Origin of the sequence: Microcoleus sp. B5-D4, from assembly GCF_036705145.1 — a bacterium.
Classification (GTDB): domain Bacteria; phylum Cyanobacteriota; class Cyanobacteriia; order Cyanobacteriales; family Microcoleaceae; genus Microcoleus.
Genome location: NZ_JAUBTV010000070.1, coordinates 1 through 17,248, shown reverse-complemented (window position 1 = coordinate 17,248; position 17,248 = coordinate 1). Strand labels below are relative to the sequence as shown.

Sequence of the window (17,248 nt, the reverse complement as noted above, 5' to 3'; positions counted from 1 at the left end):
GTAGTTTGAGCTCGAACTCCTAGGCGAAGCCAGCGCGAAGCGCTTATGACGGGCAAAGCGCCACATTGGAGTTTGAGGTCAACAGATTTGAATCGCCCAATCATCCAGGCAGTAACTAATGACTACTGACTCCTGACTAATGACTAATTTATTTAATCACGGGCGATACATCCACAGCGGCAAACCGCTAGTAGAAAGCTCGAATTCCAGCAAATTATTGTAAGCTGAAAGCCCGGATATATCCAGACTACTCCCCAAGACGCGATTTAGGAAAGGTTTTTGTTTTTCTAGGGTGCAAGACTCGGTTTTTTCCGGGTCTAGGCCTGCGAGTTCGGCGGCAAGGCGGCGAGCGTCCTCTTCTGTTCCCAGTCGATCGACCAAACCCAATTCTAAGGCTTGCTGACCGGTAAAAACCCGACCGTCGGCAAAACTTTTGACTTTTTCAACAGCCAAGTTCCGGGCTTCGGCAACGGTTTCCACGAATTGCTGGTAGCTGGTGTCGATCAAGTCTTGCAGAATTTGCTGTTCCGGATCGGTCAATTCTCGATCGAATGCCAAGATATCTTTATACGGCCCCGATTTAATCACCTGAAAAGAAACGCCTACTTTTTCTAACAGCCGTTCTAAATTGTTGCCCCGGATAATCACGCCAATGCTGCCAGTAATTGTACCGGGATTGGCAACGATATGTTCGGCTCCCATGCCGATGTAAACTCCACCAGAAGCTGAAATATTGCCAAAACTGGCAACAATTTTGACTTTTTCGCGCAGACGCTTGAGTGCGCTGTAAATTTCCTGGGAATCGCCGACAGTGCCGCCGGGGCTGTCTATCCGCAGCAGCAAGGCGGGAAATTTTCGTTCTTCAACGGTTTTGAGAGCTTCTAGGACTCGTTTACGGGTTTCTCCGGCAATGGCTCCGGTGATTTCGATACGGGCGATTTGTTTGCGGTAGCGGGGCTTGAATGGCCAAATCATGGGCAGTGTACAGGCAAGGTGAAATTTTGTAGCTAACTTCTAGTGTGCCTTATTCATCGGGGTAGATGTTGTGCTTGTGTTCGCAACAGGCAAGATGCCTGTTGCACAAGAAATTGCTTGATTGTGGAACAGGCATCTTGCCTGTTCCAGATTGTTGGCAACAGGCAAGATGCCTGTTGCACAAGAAATTGCTTGATTGTGGAACAGGCATCTTGCCTGTTCCAGATTGGCGGCAACAGGCAAGATGCCTGTTGCACAAGAAATTGCTTGATTGTGGAACAGGCATCTTGCCTGTTCATAATTGCCGCAACAGGCAAGATGCCTGTTCCACAAGAAATTGCTCGATTGTGGAACAGGCATCTTGCCTGTTCCTAATGGCCGCAACAGGCAAGATGCCTGTTCCACAAGAAAATTCTCGATTGTGGAACAGGCATCTTGCCTGTTCCAGATTGCCGCAACAGGCAAGATGCCTGTTCCACCTTGATTTTGTGGAACAGGCATCTTGCCTATTCCTAATGGCCGATCAAGATTTGTGCGATCGCACTTAACCCAACACCAATATATAATTGTAAAAATTGCTTAACAAAACTACATCATCCCCACGAGAATCAATCTCATCAATTATTTGGAGTCTCCGCCATGCAGCTAAAACTTACCGATTCAAAACTGCCTTTTGCCCCGCTGTTGCTAATTGCGCCGTTTTTCCTGTGGGGAACCGCGATGGTAGCGATGAAAGGGGTGATGCCGCACACAACGCCGCTGTTTGTGGCCTTCGTGCGTTTAGTACCTGCGGGTGTGTTGGTGCTGCTGGCGGCGGCATTCATGGGAAAACCGCAGCCGCAGGGTTGGAAAGCTTGGCTGTGGATTTCGCTGTTTGCTTTGGTTGACGCTACTTTGTTTCAAGGCTTTTTAGCCGAAGGTTTGGCGAGAACCGGTGCGGGTTTGGGTTCGGTGATGATTGATTCTCAACCGCTAGCAGTGGCGATTTTGTGTTTGTGGCTGTTTCAAGAAAAAATTGGTTTTTGGGGCTGGTTGGGATTAGTTATTGGCGTTGCGGGCATCAGTTTAATCGGGTTGCCCGATGGCTGGATTTTGGGGCTTTTTCATCCTGAAAACAGGCAGGTTTCTGCGGGTATCGAACAGTTGTTTCAGGGTGGAGAATGGTTGATGCTGTTGGCTGCTTTGTCGATGGCTGTGGGTACGGTTTTGGTGCGCTGGGTTTGCCGTTATGTTGATCCGGTGGTGGCGACTGGTTGGCACATGATTTTGGGCGGTTTGCCGCTGTTGGCAATTTCGGCTGCAACTGAGTCCGAACAGTTTGTGAATATCGATTTTTCCGGCTGGATGGCGTTAGGTTATTCTACTGTGTTCGGAAGTGCGATCGCCTACGGTTTATTCTTTTATTTTGCTTCTAGTGGCAGTCTAACAAGTTTAAGTTCTCTTACCTTTCTTACGCCTGTATTTGCTTTGCTATTCGGCAATTTGTTCTTGGGCGAAGTGCTGAATCCGCTGCAATCGATGGGAGTTGGGCTGACTTTGGTGAGTATTTATTTGATTAATCAGCGGGATACTTTGGGTGAGAAATTGCGAAAAGTGCGGCACGTTGAAGCGGGTGCAGAAGTTGAAGCAACAGGATTGTTAGAGTCGTCTGAGTTGAATTCTGTAGAATTACCCGTGCAGTTGCGGGTTAGCGAATTGGAATCAGAAGTTTAGCGCTTTGAGAAATTTAGGGAGCATTGGTTAATTCTTGAATTAACTGATTTGGAGTTACAATCCTAGGAGTAGTAACCGGAAAATCTCGCGGGTTGCGGGTGACAATGGCATCAATTCGATTGATGACAGCAGTGCTGTACTGAATCGCATCTTCAAAATCTTTGAAGTTGCAAGTTAATGCCATTGAAATAACAGAGTTATCTACTGTTGCGACTTGACAAAATGTAGCTAACTGCCTCAAAAACTCAAGTGTCCAATCGCGACCTTTGTCTCGGCGAATGATATAGTAAAGGTCACTAAAAGTTGAGGCAGAAACATAGCCTTGAATTTGGCCTTCTTCAACAAAAGTTAAAATGCGATCGCTCTCGGCAAAGAAAGGTTCTCGATCGAGCGCAACATCTACTATTATATTGGTGTCTCTCAAGACTTTCACAGGTTATGTTTCTCCTTTAAATATTCCCATTTTGCTTGTTTGTCTGGATCGTCAAAATCCAGCGGTTCCGGTACAGCATCTCGATCGAATAAACCTTGAAATGCCTTCACCCTAGTTTTAAACTTTTTTTTAGGTGTTTCAGGTGCGATCGCACTTTCTGAAGCGCTGGCTTGTTTAACCGTGTCAGCTAGCTGCAAAACGATGATTTCCACATCTCCCGGTGGCATATTCACGGGTTCCACAACTACCAAGTTGCCAGTTGCATCGATTTTACCTCTAAGTTTGTATGCTTGCATGGTAATCTCCGATAACTATGTTTCTATTATATGACATAATAACTTGCTTCATTACCAATGCTCTTCAACATCTGGAATATTGAAATATTCAGATAAAATATTCTCAATAACAATCGGGTCAGTAAGTCACTCTGTAACAACTCCAAAACTAATCATATTAAAAAAAATTAGGAAGTCCGCAGATCGCATTTATTGAGGTTCTATAATTATTTTGAAATAAGTGAATTTTACTGCCGATCGCCCTCAAGCGTCAACTGTTCGCGAAACCAGCCCCATTGCTAAAATCCCCAAAATTTTATTCACATCTTTGAGGTAATATTCAGTCAGATCGATACTAATTACACTTGCTTCTAATTTCATAAATTTCCAAATACTCCCAGTTGTCACTGCCCCGTAAATTGTTGAAACTTCATTGCCTGCACGTTCATTAAATATCCTAGCTGCTAACATTTCCGCTACGCATTGTCCCAAGCCAGCGGTGATATTTTCTTTTTTAGCTTCCACAAGGGTAATTACGGGAGCGCTGACAAATAGTATTTCTGGTGAATGGCTGATAATAAAATCGCAAATCCCATTTAATCCCCTTTCGCTATCCACGTCAAACTCTATTCCCGAAAACAAGTTAATTCGTTCGTTTAACTGCCTTCTGAGGTCGATTAAAATTGGGGATATAATCATTTCAGACCGCGCTTTTTCGCTGTTGCTGGCAAGGGCTAAAGGTACATTATAACGGAGAATTTCTGTCAAGAGTGGGCTGCATTCTAAGTCGGGTACATTTCCGAATAAATCGACTGTTTCTGAAGTGGTTAGTTCAAAAGTTCGCTTGACTTTTTCTAAACTAAAATCGCTGTAAGGCATTTTTCTGGTCTTCCTATAATTTCCAAGATTAAACAGAATATAATTTGATTGTACTCATTGTGTAGCAGACTGCATGGATCTCAAAGAACGCTTGCACAGCCATCTGATTCAAATTGTACGCGATCGCAATCCATACCTCGCATCCCAAGGGCATTTTTATGCCCAGCAATACATCCGCGAACAGTTGGCACAGTGGGGAACTGTAGAAATTGACGATTTTGCGGTGCGCGGGCGAATTCATCACAATTTTATCTTGGATTTACCCCCCCTCAGTCCCCCCCTTGCGAAGGGGGGGAAGCAAGAAAATCAGCAAGAAAAGCCGATCGTAATTGGTGCTCATTACGATACTGTACCCGGAACACCTGGGGCCGATGATAATGCTACTGGTGTGGCTGTTTTGCTGGAAATCGCAAGGGATCTCGCATCTGCGCCGCTCAAATATCCAGTGCAATTAGTAGCCTTCGATATGGAAGAATACGGTTGTTTCGGAAGCAGTCATCATGCAGCTAAATACAAGCAACAGCAAAAGTCAATCCGGTTAATGATTTCTTTGGAAATGTTGGGTTATTGCAACCATAATCCTAATTCTCAAAGCTATCCCGCTGGCTTGAAATATTTTTATCCAAATAGGGGCAATTTTATTGCTTTAATTGGCACTTTGCGGACGGTTCCCGATTTGATTAATTTGAGTGGCAAAATTCGCAAATCGGGTCAGCCCTGCGAGTGGTTGCCGGTGCCGAATCGAGGTGTAATTGTGCCTGATACTCGCCGCAGCGATCATGTTCCTTTTTGGGATAATGCTTATCCGGCTATTATGGTGACTGATACTGCTAATATGCGAAATCCGCATTATCATCGAGAAAGCGATAGGATTGAGACTTTGGATTTGGATTTTCTGGCTGGTGTTTGTCAGGGATTGATTGAGGCTATTCGACATTTATAGGAATTTTATTTGAACTGACATTTTGTACCTCGATCGAGAACAGGCAAGATGCCTGTTCCACAAGAGATAAATTGTATTGTGGGGTGGGCATCCTGCCCGCCCATAAAAGGCTGATTAACATTTATGATCGAGAACAGGCAAGATGCCTGTTCCACAAGAGATAAATTGTATTGTGGGGTGGGCATCCTGCCCGCCCATAAAAGGCTGATTAACATTTATGATGGATAATGATATGAATGCTGTTTTTGACGATCGCACTCGCTGGCAATTTTGGATCGATCGCGGTGGCACTTTTACCGATATTGTCGCCAACAGCCCCGACGGTAAATTAGTCATTCACAAGCTGCTGTCGGAAAACCCGGAACGCTACACCGACGCCGCAGTTCAAGGAATTCGCGATATTTTGGGAATTGCTGCAGATGTTCCCATACCCGCTGCACAAATTGAAGCGATTAAAATGGGGACGACGGTGGCGACAAATGCTTTGCTGGAACGAAAGGGCGATCGCACAATTCTGTTAATTACTAAAGGTTTCGGCGATGCGCTGAGAATTGGCTATCAAAACCGCCCGAATATTTTCGCGCGTCACATTGTCTTGCCCCAGATGCTGTACGATCGAGTTATTGAAGTTGCCGAACGCTACAGTGCTCAAGGTGAGGAGTTAACTGCTGTCAATCCCGACTTTATCCCGTCTTTGCAGCAAGCATACGATGAGGGAATTCGCAGTTGTGCGATCGTATTCATGCACGGCTACCGCTACTCGGAACACGAAAAACAAGTTGCTAAAATAGCCAAAGAAATTGGCTTTACTCAAATTTCAGTATCTCACGAAGTCAGCCCGCTGATGAAATTAGTTTCGCGGGGAGATACTGCGGTTGTCGATGCTTATTTATCTCCGATTTTACGTCGATACGTCGAACAAGTAACCAGTCAATTATCTGTAGGGGCGGTGCCCCCGTGCCCGCCCTCCTCCTCCTCCCCGTGCCCGCCCTCATCCTCCTCGCCCTCCCCGCCCCCCCAATTAATGTTTATGCAATCGAACGGCGGCTTAGTGGACGCCGCACAATTTCAAGGAAAAAACAGTATTTTATCCGGGCCTGCTGGGGGAATTGTCGGTGCAGTTCAAACGAGCAAAAAGGCAGGTTTTGATAAAATTATTACCTTTGATATGGGCGGAACTTCGACAGATGTTGCCCATTTTAACGGCGAATACGAACGCGAATTTGAGACGGAAATTGCTGGGGTGAGATTGCGATCGCCCGTGATGGCAATTCACACTGTAGCAGCCGGCGGCGGTTCAATTGTCTTTTTTGACGGGGCTCGCTACCGCGTCGGGCCGGAGTCTGCAGGGGCCAATCCTGGGCCTGCTTGCTATCGCAAAGGCGGCCCTTTGACGGTTACTGATTGCAATGTGATGTTGGGGAAAATTCAACCGGATTTTTTCCCGAAAGTATTTGGATTGAATGGAGATTTGCCGATCGCCCCTGACGTAGTAAAGCAAAAATTTGGGCAATTAGCGGGGGAAATTGGGGGCGAGAGGACGGCGGAACAGGTGGCGGAGGGTTTTTTGGCGATCGCTGTGGAAAAGATGGCAAATGCTGTCAAAAAAATCTCGCTTCAGCGCGGTTACGATGTTTCGGAGTATACATTGTGCTGTTTCGGCGGTGCGGGCGGCCAACACGCTTGTGCGATCGCCGATGCTTTGGGGATGAAACGGGTATTTATTCACCCTTATGCGGGTGTGTTGTCCGCTTACGGTATGGGTTTGGCTGATGTGCGGGCTATTCGCGAAAGGGCGATCGAGCAACAATTAAATGCAGAATTATTACCTGATTTGCATGATATTTTAGCCGAATTGGAGGCTGAGGGAAAGAGGGAATTGAACCGCCGAGGCGCAGAGAACGCAGAGAATGAGCCAGAGGTTTTAGTTGTTAGGAAGCTGCGCTTAAAATATCAGGGAAGTGACTCGGTTTTGGCGGTAGATTTTGCTGACAATATTGAGGTCATGCAGGCTGAATTTGAATCAGCACACCGACAGCGTTACAGTTTTATTATGCCCGAAAAACCGCTGATTGTGGAAGCGGTTTCGGTGGAAGTTGTAGAAAGAATGGATGTGCCGGAAGCATCCAAAATTTCCCCCTCTGGTGGCACGGGCATCTTGCCTGTGCAACCAATTTCAACCGTGCAAATGTATGTTGCTGGCGGGTGGCGGGAAACGCCTGTTTATCGGAGAGATGATTTGCGATCGCACGACTGCATAGAAGGCCCTGCTATGATTGTTGAAGCTACGGGAACTAATATCATAGAACCGGGCTGGGAAGGGGAAATCACCGAAAATAATGATTTAATTTTGAACCGCAGATGCACGCAGATGGACGCAGATAATATCCGCGTTCATTCGCGTTTATCTGCGGTTAAATCAGATCCGGTTTTGCTGGAAATATTTAATAATTTGTTTCGGGCGATCGCGGAACAAATGGGCGTCACATTGCAAAACACAAGTTCCTCCGTCAACATCAAAGAACGCCTCGACTTTTCCTGTGCAATTTTCGACCAAAACGGGCAATTAGTGGCCAACGCGCCGCACATTCCCGTACATCTGGGCTCGATGAGCGAAAGCGTTGAAGCTTTAATTTTAGCACAAGGCAATGCGATTCAACCGGGCGATGTTTATGTTTCTAACAATCCCTACAACGGCGGCACGCATTTACCAGATATCACCGTTATTACTCCAGTATGCGATCGTGATTGCTCTCTTCCTTTGTTTTATGTTGCCTCGCGAGGACACCACGCCGACATCGGCGGCATTACTCCCGGTTCTATGCCTCCTAACAGTACAACAGTAACTGAAGAAGGTGTATTGCTTGACAATTTTCTGTTAGTAAGCGAGGGCGATTTTCGAGAAAAAGAATTACTAGAAATTCTGACATCGGGGAATTTTCCTGTTCGCAATTCCGCTCAAAATATAGCCGATTTGCAAGCACAAATTGCTGCTAACAAGCGCGGCGCAGAAGAGCTGCTCAAGATGGTAGAACATTATGGATTAGAGACTGTGCAAGCTTATATGGGCTTCGTACAAGACAATGCGGAAGAGTCGGTGCGGCGGGTAATTGAGGTTTTGAGTGATGGCGAATTTACTTATCCGATGGATAGTGGCGGACAAATTAAGGTAGCGATTACAATTGACAAATCTGCGCGCAGTGCAAAAATAGATTTTACTGGCACTTCTGGTCAACAAACCAACAATTTTAATGCTCCTGCAGCCGTGGGCAAAGCCGCTGTTTTGTATGTTTTCCGCACCTTGGTAGATGACGATATTCCTCTAAATGCGGGCTGTTTAAAACCTCTCGAAATCATCAATCCCGAAGGCTGTATGCTGAATCCTCGCTATCCGGCGGCGGTAGTTGCCGGGAATGTGGAAACATCGCAGAATATTACCGATGCTTTGTATTGTGCTTTGGGAGTGATGGCTGCTTCTCAGGGAACTATGAATAATTTTACCTTTGGGAATCAGCGCTATCAATATTATGAAACTATTTGCGGCGGTGCGGGTGCGGGTGCAAGTTTTGATGGTACGGATGCGGTTCAAACTCACATGACTAATTCGCGTTTAACTGACCCAGAAGTATTAGAATGGCGGTTTCCGGTGTTGTTAGAAAGTTTTGCAATTCGGGCTAATAGTGGGGGGAATGGATCTCATCGCGGCGGTAATGGAGTGGTGCGGCGAGTACGGTTTCGGGAGGCGATGACGGCGGGAATTTTATCGGGGCGGCGGGTGATTTCTCCCTACGGTTTGAATGGGGGGGAAGCGGGAAAAGTTGGGCGGAATTATGTTGAGAGATTTGATGGAAATGTTGAGGAGTTGGGAAGTACGGCGACTGTGGAAATGCTGTCGGGGGATGTGTTTGTCATTGAGACTCCGGGGGGCGGAGGATATGGTTGTTGTATAAAAAGTTAAGAGGGCTTTACGTTTTCAAATGTTGACCTCTCTCGGTTTTTCGGCTACACTGTGTTGAGAAAATAAATTCAACTACAGTCTATAATAGCGCGGGGGTGAAAATGGAAGGTGTACAATTATCATTTTCTCTGTTTCCTGAAGAACCAAATAACCCAGAAAATTACTTTACTCGAAAACGGTCATGGTCAGCAGCTAAACATCGGATTATGCTGAGGTATATTCAGTCTTATTGTTACAATCTGGGCGGTAATAAAGCTTATCAATCAGAGTCTTTAAATTATGTCGATGGGTTCGCAGGAATAGGAAAATATACAGAAGGAATAGGTATTGAAGATTTTGTAAACAATTCCAAATTTTGGTCAAGTAAGTATGAACATGATTTTGAAAATACTGATGGTTCACCCTTGATAGCTCTTAAATGCGCTAAACTATTCCGAGAAGAGAAGCGGGTAAATTTAAAATGTTTTTTTATAGAATCTAAGCGTGATTTCAATATAAAGCTCCGTAAAAATTGTGAAACTGTAGGTGAGGGATTGTCATATAAAATATATAAACCTCAAACATTTGAGGTTGCTTTTCCTGAGCTAATGACAGACTTAGAAAACTATCCTACCTTATTTTTTCTTGATACCTTTGCTGTTAAAGGAATGAATTTCGATAATATATGTGAGATAGGAAATTATGTAAGTCAGTATAAGGGCGAAGTATTTTTGCTTTTTCACAATATACAAGTAGCTCGTAATGCTGGGCAGTACAAAACTACCTATGCTGATTCTAAAGAACAAAAAACTGCCGAGAGTTATATGAAAAATTTGACTACGCTTCTAGGTGTTAATTCTGATATAGAGTGGAAACCCAAGTGGCTGGAACTAAAAAATGAGCCTCAAAAATTTGAAAGGTGGGCGCTGGAATACTTCAAGGAAAGAATGAGAAAAGAAGGAGGTTTTAGAGGTGTAACTAGCTTTGAAATTAAGGAAACTTATAATGATGTCAGACCTCAATACAGTATTGTAGTCGGCAGCAATCATCCTGAAAAAGCATTTGGTCATTTTCTGAATGATTTTGTTTGTGATGAAGATAAATTATTATTTTTTCAAGATAATTATCAAGGAATTGAAAAATTTCTTGATAAAGAATGGGAAGCCGAACAGAAAAGACGCATCGCTATAATTAAAACACAATCTATCCAAATCTTGCGTGAAATCAAATCTGAATGGAAATCTTTTGAAGATGTAATTACTCATATTATTTTAAAATTGAATGATTTGGGTTGTTTAAAAAGAACTCAGCATTACAACGATATTCTCGGTTCACTGTATCAAGAAGGGATGTTAGAGATACAAAAACCTGGTTCTAAAAAGCCTTACACACTAAATAGTTTGCTAAAAATAGTAGAATAATATGATTATTAAATTTTAGTTGTAATAATTTAGCCTCTGTTACTAGCATTTATTTATCTTCGAGCACCGAAGCAATTTTTGTCTCTGTTTATTCTCAGCTTTTGGCATCTCATCCCAAATTTTATCATCGAGAAGTCTCCCAGCAGCTTTAGGTGTTCTACCTCCCCATTGCTTGAAGAAAAACGCGACTTCAGCATCCTGACACTGATCCCGAATACTTTGTGCCCATTCTGGTTGCATTGGACGGTGTTTTTGTCCCGACTCTCCACCAACTATTACCCAGTGAATTCCTGTTAAATCAAGCTGTAACGGCCCTAAAAGTGGTTCACAGGATAAAAAGCGTACCTTTGCATTGACTTGTCGCAAAGAATCCACACGATGAACATAATTTTGATTCTCAACAGACACGCCCATCCAAATATTATCAGACCATTCAAGTTGAGGGGCTAACTCTACTAAACGTTTATCTCGCTTGGTAAGGATTTGATAAATGTGGTGAGGAGTTTCACGCATTACATTAAAGACTTGTTTCAAAAAATCAAGAGAAACATCTTCATGGAACAAATCGCTCATTGAATTAACAAAGATGCGACTAGGCTTTCGCCAACCCCTAGGTTCGTTCAAACGCTTTGGGTGTTCTGTTAAAGTAAACCCATTAGGGAAATTAGTATGAAACCGTTTTGTTAATGCTTCTGCATAACAATGAGTGCAGCCGGGACTGACTTTATCGCAACCTGTTGTGGGATTCCATGTCCGATCGCACCATTCGATACCAGTATTAATGCTAGACATACAAAAACCTTACCATTGAAACAACAAATTATCTTTTTAGGTGTGCTGAATATATAGAGTTTATATGTATCACTTTAGATTGATCCAGCATCACCTACAATTCTATTATAGAATTAATTGACTTAATTATCAACATAATTTTTCAGCACTTGCATCAAATGTATATCGTGTTGTAGAATCGGGCTGCACCCGCATTTATTCTCCAAGCTATTCCAGAACAATTGTGCAAACACCTAATTTTTCCGAATTCAACCATCCTGTGGTCAAATCCCTGTTTCACCACAGCGACCAGGAATTATTGACTCTGTTTCAAAACCATCCAGATCAAGGTAGGTTCTTCACGGCGATTTTTTGCCGCTACGCTCAAATTGTACACTCCCTGATTCGCCATTCGGTACGATCGCCCGTACAAGGCGATTACCTGTTTGCCCACACTTGGCTGCACATCTATCACGAACTCCGAGGCCTCGATTTGCGCCGCGAAATCCAAGAGTCTGATGGCGGAAATCTCAGTCTCCAAAACTGGCTGATTAATGTCACCGCAGTCTGCATAAATCAAGCTGAATTGCCCCCTGTTGAGTCGATTCACTATTCTTTGCAATCGGCTCCGCCTCCCCTGTGGTGTTACGTCAAACAAGCCTTAGAATTGTTAGCGCCGCTGCCGCGTTTAGTGGTGTTGATGGCTCAGACTTTCCGCTGGAGCGAAACTCGAATTGCAGCTTATTTGCAAGCAGAAGGCGAAGCTATTTCGCCCGCTCAGGTAAAGGCTTTGCTCCAAAAAGGATATCAAACTTTAGAATCAAATTTGCCGGAGGATATTCGGGCTATTTATCTAGATGAAAATCTCGATTATCAAGAAGCACTTGTCTAGATATACACGATATAAATCCGCCCTTTCTAGTTGTACGGGCGGGTTTTACCCGAAATATTTGCTAGGACTAACAGCATCGTAAACCCGCCCTTTCGCGAGGAATAAGGAAAAAATGGCAGTTTATCAAGTTCGGTTGGTGAATGAGGCGATCGCCCTCGATCGCACGATCGCAGTACCAGACGACCAGTATATCTTAGATATGGCAGAAGATGCCGGCATCCGCTTGCCGAATGGATGCAAGCAAGGAGAGTGTTCTGCTTGCGTTGCCAAACTGCTGAGCGGTGAAATCGACCAAAGCGAACAAAAGTTTTTGAAGCCCTCAGAATTGCAAGCTGGCTACGCTGTTACTTGTGTGGCTTACCCGCTTTCTGACTGCACTTTGTTAACGCATCAAGAACAAGTTTTATATCAAGCTGCTCTTTATTTTAAGTAATAGAAAATCAGTTTTTTACCATCTTTTATTCTAGCCTCGCTGGGCGCGAAATTTCTTTGTAGAAGAGCGAATTATATTCGCCAGTCATATTATGTCCCGTCGATTACCCCTAATACGGTAGGGGCGGGTTAACAAAAAATATCTGCCCATAATTGACAATCTCAAAAACCCGCCCTTTTCATCGCGGTCACTCGATCGGACATGATCTCAAATCCTTATCAAACCAGATTTGGTGTCATGTAAGGTGCGTGACTTTCCAGCATCTCGCTGTTAATTGAGGAACTAGAAAGCCACGCACCCTAACGAGTATAGATAAACCCACCCTTATAAATTCAGCAATTGTAGAATCCGCTGAAGCGGAATTTCCGCGAAATCTAAGCGGTAATTGAGTTCGTAGGCTAGCTCGGCAACCGCTTTTTCCAAAATGTAAGCATCCAGCAAAACTTGTAGTTCCGGTATAGATTTGGGCAAGAAACTTGCATCGGCGGCAGTCGCCAAATAACTCTTGACAAAAGTTAGGCTGACCCAGCGGTGCCAAACGTTCGCCCACTGCTGCATCTCCGGGAGATTTTCAGGGCGAATCATGCCACTTTCTACTTCATTGCGGAGTGCCAAAGTAACAGCGTAACTTATAGATTGCAGCATTCCTGCAACATCTCGCAGGGGCGACCTCTTCATCCGCCGCTCGCTTAAGGGTCGATCGCGTTCTCCTCCGAAATCAATAATTACGAAGTCTTTGCCTGTATAAAGAACTTGCCCGAAATGAAAGTCCCCGTGACACCGAATTCTATCGGCGGTGATTCTCAAGTTCAAAATAGACTTGAAACGTTCCATGAGCAAATCTTCGCGGTTGAGCAGCTTTTGCGCCGATTTTTGTATTTCTGGCGGCAGTTTGGACATCCGTTTTTTTAGCTCCAGCAAAGTTCTTCCTGCCAGATTTCTCATGTATTGATAGATGGAACGCTGGTAAAACGAGGTAAAGCTTTCTGGGGCAAAAGCGGGATTTTCTATGTCAGAAGCTAAAGCGAGGTGAAGTTCGGCTGTCCGCTGACCTAAAAGTTCTGCTGATGCTAAGTAAGAGCCGATGAGTTCGCGAGCTAATGCCGGAATTTCTAGGGATAAATCGGCTACTAGCGAGTTTTGCTGCCGCGGGGTTTGTCCGGTCAAAGCGTTCGGCAAATAATTTTCGGGGGCAGTAGATAAATTCTCGCTGGAATGCTTTGCTTCTACTGTCATTACTTGCTCGAAATAGTCGCGCAGCGTGTCTAATGTATAAGACCAAGCATCTACGCTGTCGGGGATTAATTTTTGTAGGATTCCGACTGTAAGGACTTGTTTTGCTGGTGTGTGATATTCCAATGCTCCGGCAATTGGAGCGTAGTGTTGGATCGAGTTGCGCTCTGTTAAAAAGCGTCCGATTTCTAATTCGGGGTTGATTCCTTCCTCGATTTTTCGCAAAATTTTCAGGACGAAGCGGTCCCCGTAACCTGCGGATGTATTGCTTTGTTCTTTTTTGAACAGGTGAGGATCGAGCTGCGATAAATCTTGTTCGGAGTTGAATGCACGGTCGGCAATTCCTAGCAGTTGACCTGCAACACCTCTGTAACTGCGAGAATTGGCGATCGCTCCCAGCAGCGCGCTCAGAAAACCTTTCTCCCCAGCAGCATCAAATAGTACCCCGATTTCCTTTTTGGTTTCTGGGAAGTGCAGGCGCGCGATCGCCCGATCGTCCACATCGCCTTTAATCTCTTCCCAACCTAAAGGCAAAACGTAAGTTTCCGGCATACCTTCAGTATAATTCAACTGCAAGAACAGAATGTAAACTTGAGATTGCTCCCCCGCACTATCTTTACATTCAACCGATACAATCTCACTTATTTCTAAAGATTGAATTGTCCGATCCGTACCGCTAAACCAGCGATTGCGCCGCAAGTATCCCGGCAAAATATTAAGCAGCATATCGCTTAACTGAGTTGTAGCGAAAGCAGTTTTCCAATTGCCTATCACCGCCAAAGTAGGCAAGTCTGTGGGAACACCGTGCAGCGAAAAATCTTCGTGTTTAACAGTAAGAGTAAACCAGTAAAACGTGTGAGGACTCAAGCTCAAAAAGTAAGGGGATTCGCCAACCGCCGGAAACTCAGTGCGGCCGAAAATCTCCACCGGAACCGCACCTTTAAAGGGCGAAAGGTCTAATTCTGCCGTCTGCACGAACCGCGACAAATTAGCGACGACGAGGATGTGTTCGTCTTGATAAGTCCGCACAAAAGCTAAAACTTTGCGGTTTTCGGGGGACAGAAACTCGCAAGTTCCGCGGCCGAATGCTTGGAAGCGCTGCCTAATTGCAATCAGGCGTTTCATCCACCACCACAGAGAACTCGGATTCGCCCGCTGCGCGTCCACGTTAACAGATTCGTAGTGATATTCAGGGTCAACAATTGGCGGTGCGTAAAGTCGCTGGGGGTTCGCGCGGCTAAAACCAGCATTGCGATCGCCACTCCACTGCATCGGAGTTCTCACCCCATTGCGATCGCCCAAATAGATATTGTCTCCCATGCCAATTTCATCGCCGTAGTAAAGCACCGGCGTACCCGGAAGAGACAGCAGCAAAGCATTCATCAACTCGATACGGCGGCGGTTATTTCCCATCAAAGGAGCCAAACGGCGGCGGATGCCCAAATTAATTCTCGCCTGAGTGTCTTGAGCGTAAACCCGATACATATAATCTCGGTCTTCATCACTCACCATTTCCAGCGTCAATTCATCATGATTCCGCAAAAATAATGCCCACTGACAATTATTGGGAATATGCGGAGTTTGCTGGAGAATGTCGCTAATTGGGAAGCTATCTTCCATATGCAAAGCCATAAATAAACGCGGCATCAGTGGAAAATGAAAGTTCATGTGACATTCATCCCCAGCCGCGTAATATTCAACTGCATCCTCCGGCCACTGATTCGCCTCAGCCAGCAGCATCCGGTTCGGGAATTTCTCATCTACGTGCTTCCGCAATTGCTTCAGGAATACGTGAGTTTCTGGCAGGTTTTCGCAATTAGTACCTTCGCGCTCGTACAGGTAAGGCACCGCATCCATCCGCAGTCCGTCTACTCCCAGTGCCAACCAGAAATCTACCACATCTAAGATGGCTTGGCGGACTGCCGGATTGTCGTAATTCAAATCTGGTTGGTGCGAATAAAAACGGTGCCAGTAATAAGCTTTTGCTACCGCATCCCAAGCCCAATTAGATGTTTCAAAATCTTGGAAAATAATCCGAGCATCTTGATATTTTTCCGGCGTGTCGCTCCACACATAAAAATCTCTTTCGTTACTGCCTTTCGGGGCCCTGCGCGCTCGCTGAAACCAAGCGTGCTGGTCGGAAGTGTGGTTAACAATTAACTCAATAATGACCCTAATTCCCCGTTGGTGGGCTGCTTCTAAAAGGTCTTTAAAGTCATCTAATGTGCCGTAAATCGGGTTGACGGTAGTATAGTGAGATGTATCGTAGCCGTCGTCTCGAAGCGGCGAGGGAAAAAATGGCAGTACCCAAATTGCTGTTACTCCCAAGTTTTGCAGGTAATCCAGTTTTTCTGTCAGTCCTCTAAAGTCGCCAATGCCGTCTGCATTGCTGTCGGCAAAAGCCCGAACTGGTACTTCGTAAATAATCGCGTCTTTGAACCACAAGGGGTCGTCATTTAACATGGAGTTTGGCATGATTGTAGCGATAATTGGTCATTGGTAATTTGTACTTAAAATTTGGTAATTGGGATTTGTTAGTTCCCATCCAAACTGATAAATCATAACTTATAATTGGGTCGCTATTCCTCATGCCAGCGGCAGACTTTTAATCGTAATTTATTAACGCAAAACTTATAATTTCTTAACTATAAAATCTCAACAATCTGTTTTGCTATTTCGGATACAGTTCACAATCCGGGTACTGTGCTAGCTACCGATGCGCGGTGCCCACCCTACATACTCTCGCTCTCTCCCCTTCTTCCCCTCTCCCGGTTCCGTCAAAGGTGCGGTATTTACTACCTGCCGGACGGTTCCCACGACATTACAGTACCTTGACGTTGATTACTAATTTTCGTTACATTAGTTTACATAAAGCAACAAAAGTTAAGGAAAAAGCAAATATGGCTATTGTAATCTCTCTTTTAATCGTCGGTTGGGTCGCAGCAGCATTAATTGGCACTCAAGCATATTTCCTGGGCGAACAGTCAAAGCCCATCCACGAGCGGAATTGGAACGATGAATCTTTTGAACAACTGGCAAAATCAGTGACGGGAACAGAAATTGATTACCGCGTTCGCGTTCCTGCCTACAGCATGGATGCCTATGGCAGCCGCACGATGAGCAATTCGTAATATTAAGTAGCAGGCTTGACTATTTTCAAGAACAGGCAAGATGCCTGTTGCACAAGCAGATTTATTTTTTGTGCAACAGGCATCTTGCCTGTTCTTAATTTTTGAATTACAGGCAGGATGCCTGTTCCACAAGAAAATTGATGGTTTGTGGAACAGGCATCTTGCCTGTTCCTAATTTTCAATAACAGGCAGGATGCCTGTTCCACAAGAGA

At 44.8% G+C, this 17,248-nt stretch carries 15 protein-coding genes and 1 pseudogene; 7 read left to right on the top strand and 9 right to left on the bottom strand.

Going from position 1 to position 17,248, the window contains the following annotated elements:
* Positions 1-156: 156 nt before the first annotated feature.
* Both sppA and QUB10_RS25380 read right to left on the bottom strand, forming a co-directional pair.
* Entirely contained in the window at positions 157-975 is an 819-nt protein-coding gene (gene sppA / locus QUB10_RS25385; protein ID WP_333141974.1) for a signal peptide peptidase SppA, read from the bottom strand.
* Between the two features lie 39 nt (positions 976-1,014).
* Positions 1,015-1,476 carry a hypothetical protein gene (locus QUB10_RS25380; protein ID WP_333205980.1) on the bottom strand — a complete coding sequence of 154 codons (462 nt, stop codon included), beginning with the start codon at positions 1,474-1,476 and terminating at the stop codon, positions 1,015-1,017.
* A 138-nt stretch (positions 1,477-1,614) separates the two neighbouring features.
* Here QUB10_RS25380 and QUB10_RS25375 point away from each other — a divergent pair, with 138 nt between their 5' ends.
* Positions 1,615-2,688, top strand: a complete 1,074-nt coding sequence (locus tag QUB10_RS25375) for a DMT family transporter (RefSeq protein WP_333205979.1) — start codon at positions 1,615-1,617, stop codon at positions 2,686-2,688.
* A gap of 13 nt (positions 2,689-2,701) precedes the next feature.
* On the opposite strand, the gene QUB10_RS25370 is transcribed toward QUB10_RS25375, so the two are convergent.
* From QUB10_RS25370 to QUB10_RS25360, 3 genes are all read right to left on the bottom strand, one after another.
* Positions 2,702-3,121 (bottom strand): PIN domain-containing protein, encoded by a 420-nt coding sequence (locus QUB10_RS25370; protein WP_333205978.1) that lies wholly within the window; start codon positions 3,119-3,121, stop codon positions 2,702-2,704.
* Complete coding sequence (locus QUB10_RS25365; RefSeq protein ID WP_333037391.1) at positions 3,118-3,417, bottom strand: hypothetical protein; 300 nt, start codon at positions 3,415-3,417, stop codon at positions 3,118-3,120. The genes QUB10_RS25370 and QUB10_RS25365 overlap by 4 nt, the downstream gene beginning before the upstream one ends.
* Positions 3,418-3,660: 243 nt before the next feature.
* The gene (locus QUB10_RS25360; protein ID WP_333205977.1) at positions 3,661-4,275 is read right to left on the bottom strand and encodes a hypothetical protein; all 615 of its coding nucleotides are present in this window, start codon (positions 4,273-4,275) and stop codon (positions 3,661-3,663) included.
* A gap of 73 nt (positions 4,276-4,348) precedes the next feature.
* Here QUB10_RS25360 and QUB10_RS25355 point away from each other — a divergent pair, with 73 nt between their 5' ends.
* The gene (locus QUB10_RS25355; protein WP_333205976.1) at positions 4,349-5,218 is read left to right on the top strand and encodes a M20/M25/M40 family metallo-hydrolase; all 870 of its coding nucleotides are present in this window, start codon (positions 4,349-4,351) and stop codon (positions 5,216-5,218) included.
* A gap of 5 nt (positions 5,219-5,223) precedes the next feature.
* Here the strand turns inward: QUB10_RS25355 and QUB10_RS25350 are convergent, their stop codons facing one another.
* The gene (locus tag QUB10_RS25350; RefSeq protein ID WP_333205975.1) at positions 5,224-5,403 is read right to left on the bottom strand and encodes a hypothetical protein; all 180 of its coding nucleotides are present in this window, start codon (positions 5,401-5,403) and stop codon (positions 5,224-5,226) included.
* 47 nt (positions 5,404-5,450) lie between these two features.
* Here QUB10_RS25350 and QUB10_RS25345 point away from each other — a divergent pair, with 47 nt between their 5' ends.
* A complete protein-coding gene (locus QUB10_RS25345) occupies positions 5,451-9,176 on the top strand; it encodes a hydantoinase B/oxoprolinase family protein (RefSeq protein WP_333206002.1) in 3,726 nt (1,241 codons plus the stop codon).
* A gap of 101 nt (positions 9,177-9,277) precedes the next feature.
* Complete coding sequence (tcmP, locus tag QUB10_RS25340) at positions 9,278-10,576, top strand: three-Cys-motif partner protein TcmP (protein ID WP_333205974.1); 1,299 nt, start codon at positions 9,278-9,280, stop codon at positions 10,574-10,576.
* Positions 10,577-10,618: 42 nt separating this feature from the next.
* On the opposite strand, the gene QUB10_RS25335 is transcribed toward tcmP, so the two are convergent.
* Positions 10,619-11,368, bottom strand: coding sequence for a phage Gp37/Gp68 family protein (locus QUB10_RS25335; RefSeq protein ID WP_333205973.1), 750 nt, complete (start codon positions 11,366-11,368; stop codon positions 10,619-10,621).
* A 223-nt stretch (positions 11,369-11,591) separates the two neighbouring features.
* Between QUB10_RS25335 and QUB10_RS25330 the strand changes: the two genes are divergently transcribed.
* Together QUB10_RS25330 and QUB10_RS25325 are read left to right on the top strand one after the other, a co-directional pair.
* Positions 11,592-12,239 carry a sigma-70 family RNA polymerase sigma factor gene (locus QUB10_RS25330; RefSeq protein ID WP_333205972.1) on the top strand — a complete coding sequence of 216 codons (648 nt, stop codon included), beginning with the start codon at positions 11,592-11,594 and terminating at the stop codon, positions 12,237-12,239.
* A gap of 112 nt (positions 12,240-12,351) precedes the next feature.
* Complete coding sequence (locus QUB10_RS25325) at positions 12,352-12,672, top strand: 2Fe-2S iron-sulfur cluster-binding protein (protein WP_333205971.1); 321 nt, start codon at positions 12,352-12,354, stop codon at positions 12,670-12,672.
* 324 nt (positions 12,673-12,996) lie between these two features.
* On the opposite strand, the gene treS is transcribed toward QUB10_RS25325, so the two are convergent.
* The gene (gene treS / locus QUB10_RS25320) at positions 12,997-16,380 is read right to left on the bottom strand and encodes a maltose alpha-D-glucosyltransferase (protein ID WP_333205970.1); all 3,384 of its coding nucleotides are present in this window, start codon (positions 16,378-16,380) and stop codon (positions 12,997-12,999) included.
* Between the two features lie 425 nt (positions 16,381-16,805).
* Here treS and QUB10_RS25315 point away from each other — a divergent pair, with 425 nt between their 5' ends.
* The gene (locus tag QUB10_RS25315; protein WP_333205969.1) at positions 16,806-17,036 is read left to right on the top strand and encodes a photosystem II protein, Psb35-related; all 231 of its coding nucleotides are present in this window, start codon (positions 16,806-16,808) and stop codon (positions 17,034-17,036) included.
* Positions 17,037-17,038: 2 nt separating this feature from the next.
* On the opposite strand, the pseudogene QUB10_RS25310 reads toward QUB10_RS25315, so the two are convergent.
* Positions 17,039-17,248: pseudogene (locus QUB10_RS25310) on the bottom strand (hypothetical protein); the annotation flags it as partial.

Bases quoted from the DNA above. Each gene is read 5' to 3' on its own strand.
- QUB10_RS25355 (WP_333205976.1), top strand. From the start codon at position 4,349: ATGGATCTCAAAGAACGCTTGCACAGCCATCTGATTCAAATTGTACGC.
- sppA (WP_333141974.1), bottom strand. From the start codon at position 975: ATGATTTGGCCATTCAAGCCCCGCTACCGCAAACAAATCGCCCGTATC.
- QUB10_RS25335 (WP_333205973.1), bottom strand. From the start codon at position 11,368: ATGTCTAGCATTAATACTGGTATCGAATGGTGCGATCGGACATGGAAT.
- QUB10_RS25375 (WP_333205979.1), top strand. From the start codon at position 1,615: ATGCAGCTAAAACTTACCGATTCAAAACTGCCTTTTGCCCCGCTGTTG.
- QUB10_RS25325 (WP_333205971.1), top strand. From the start codon at position 12,352: ATGGCAGTTTATCAAGTTCGGTTGGTGAATGAGGCGATCGCCCTCGAT.
- tcmP (WP_333205974.1), top strand. From the start codon at position 9,278: ATGGAAGGTGTACAATTATCATTTTCTCTGTTTCCTGAAGAACCAAAT.
- QUB10_RS25365 (WP_333037391.1), bottom strand. From the start codon at position 3,417: ATGCAAGCATACAAACTTAGAGGTAAAATCGATGCAACTGGCAACTTG.
- QUB10_RS25360 (WP_333205977.1), bottom strand. From the start codon at position 4,275: ATGCCTTACAGCGATTTTAGTTTAGAAAAAGTCAAGCGAACTTTTGAA.
- QUB10_RS25345 (WP_333206002.1), top strand. From the start codon at position 5,451: ATGAATGCTGTTTTTGACGATCGCACTCGCTGGCAATTTTGGATCGAT.
- treS (WP_333205970.1), bottom strand. From the start codon at position 16,380: ATGCCAAACTCCATGTTAAATGACGACCCCTTGTGGTTCAAAGACGCG.
- QUB10_RS25315 (WP_333205969.1), top strand. From the start codon at position 16,806: ATGGCTATTGTAATCTCTCTTTTAATCGTCGGTTGGGTCGCAGCAGCA.
- QUB10_RS25350 (WP_333205975.1), bottom strand. From the start codon at position 5,403: ATGCCCACCCCACAATACAATTTATCTCTTGTGGAACAGGCATCTTGC.
- QUB10_RS25380 (WP_333205980.1), bottom strand. From the start codon at position 1,476: ATGCCTGTTCCACAAAATCAAGGTGGAACAGGCATCTTGCCTGTTGCG.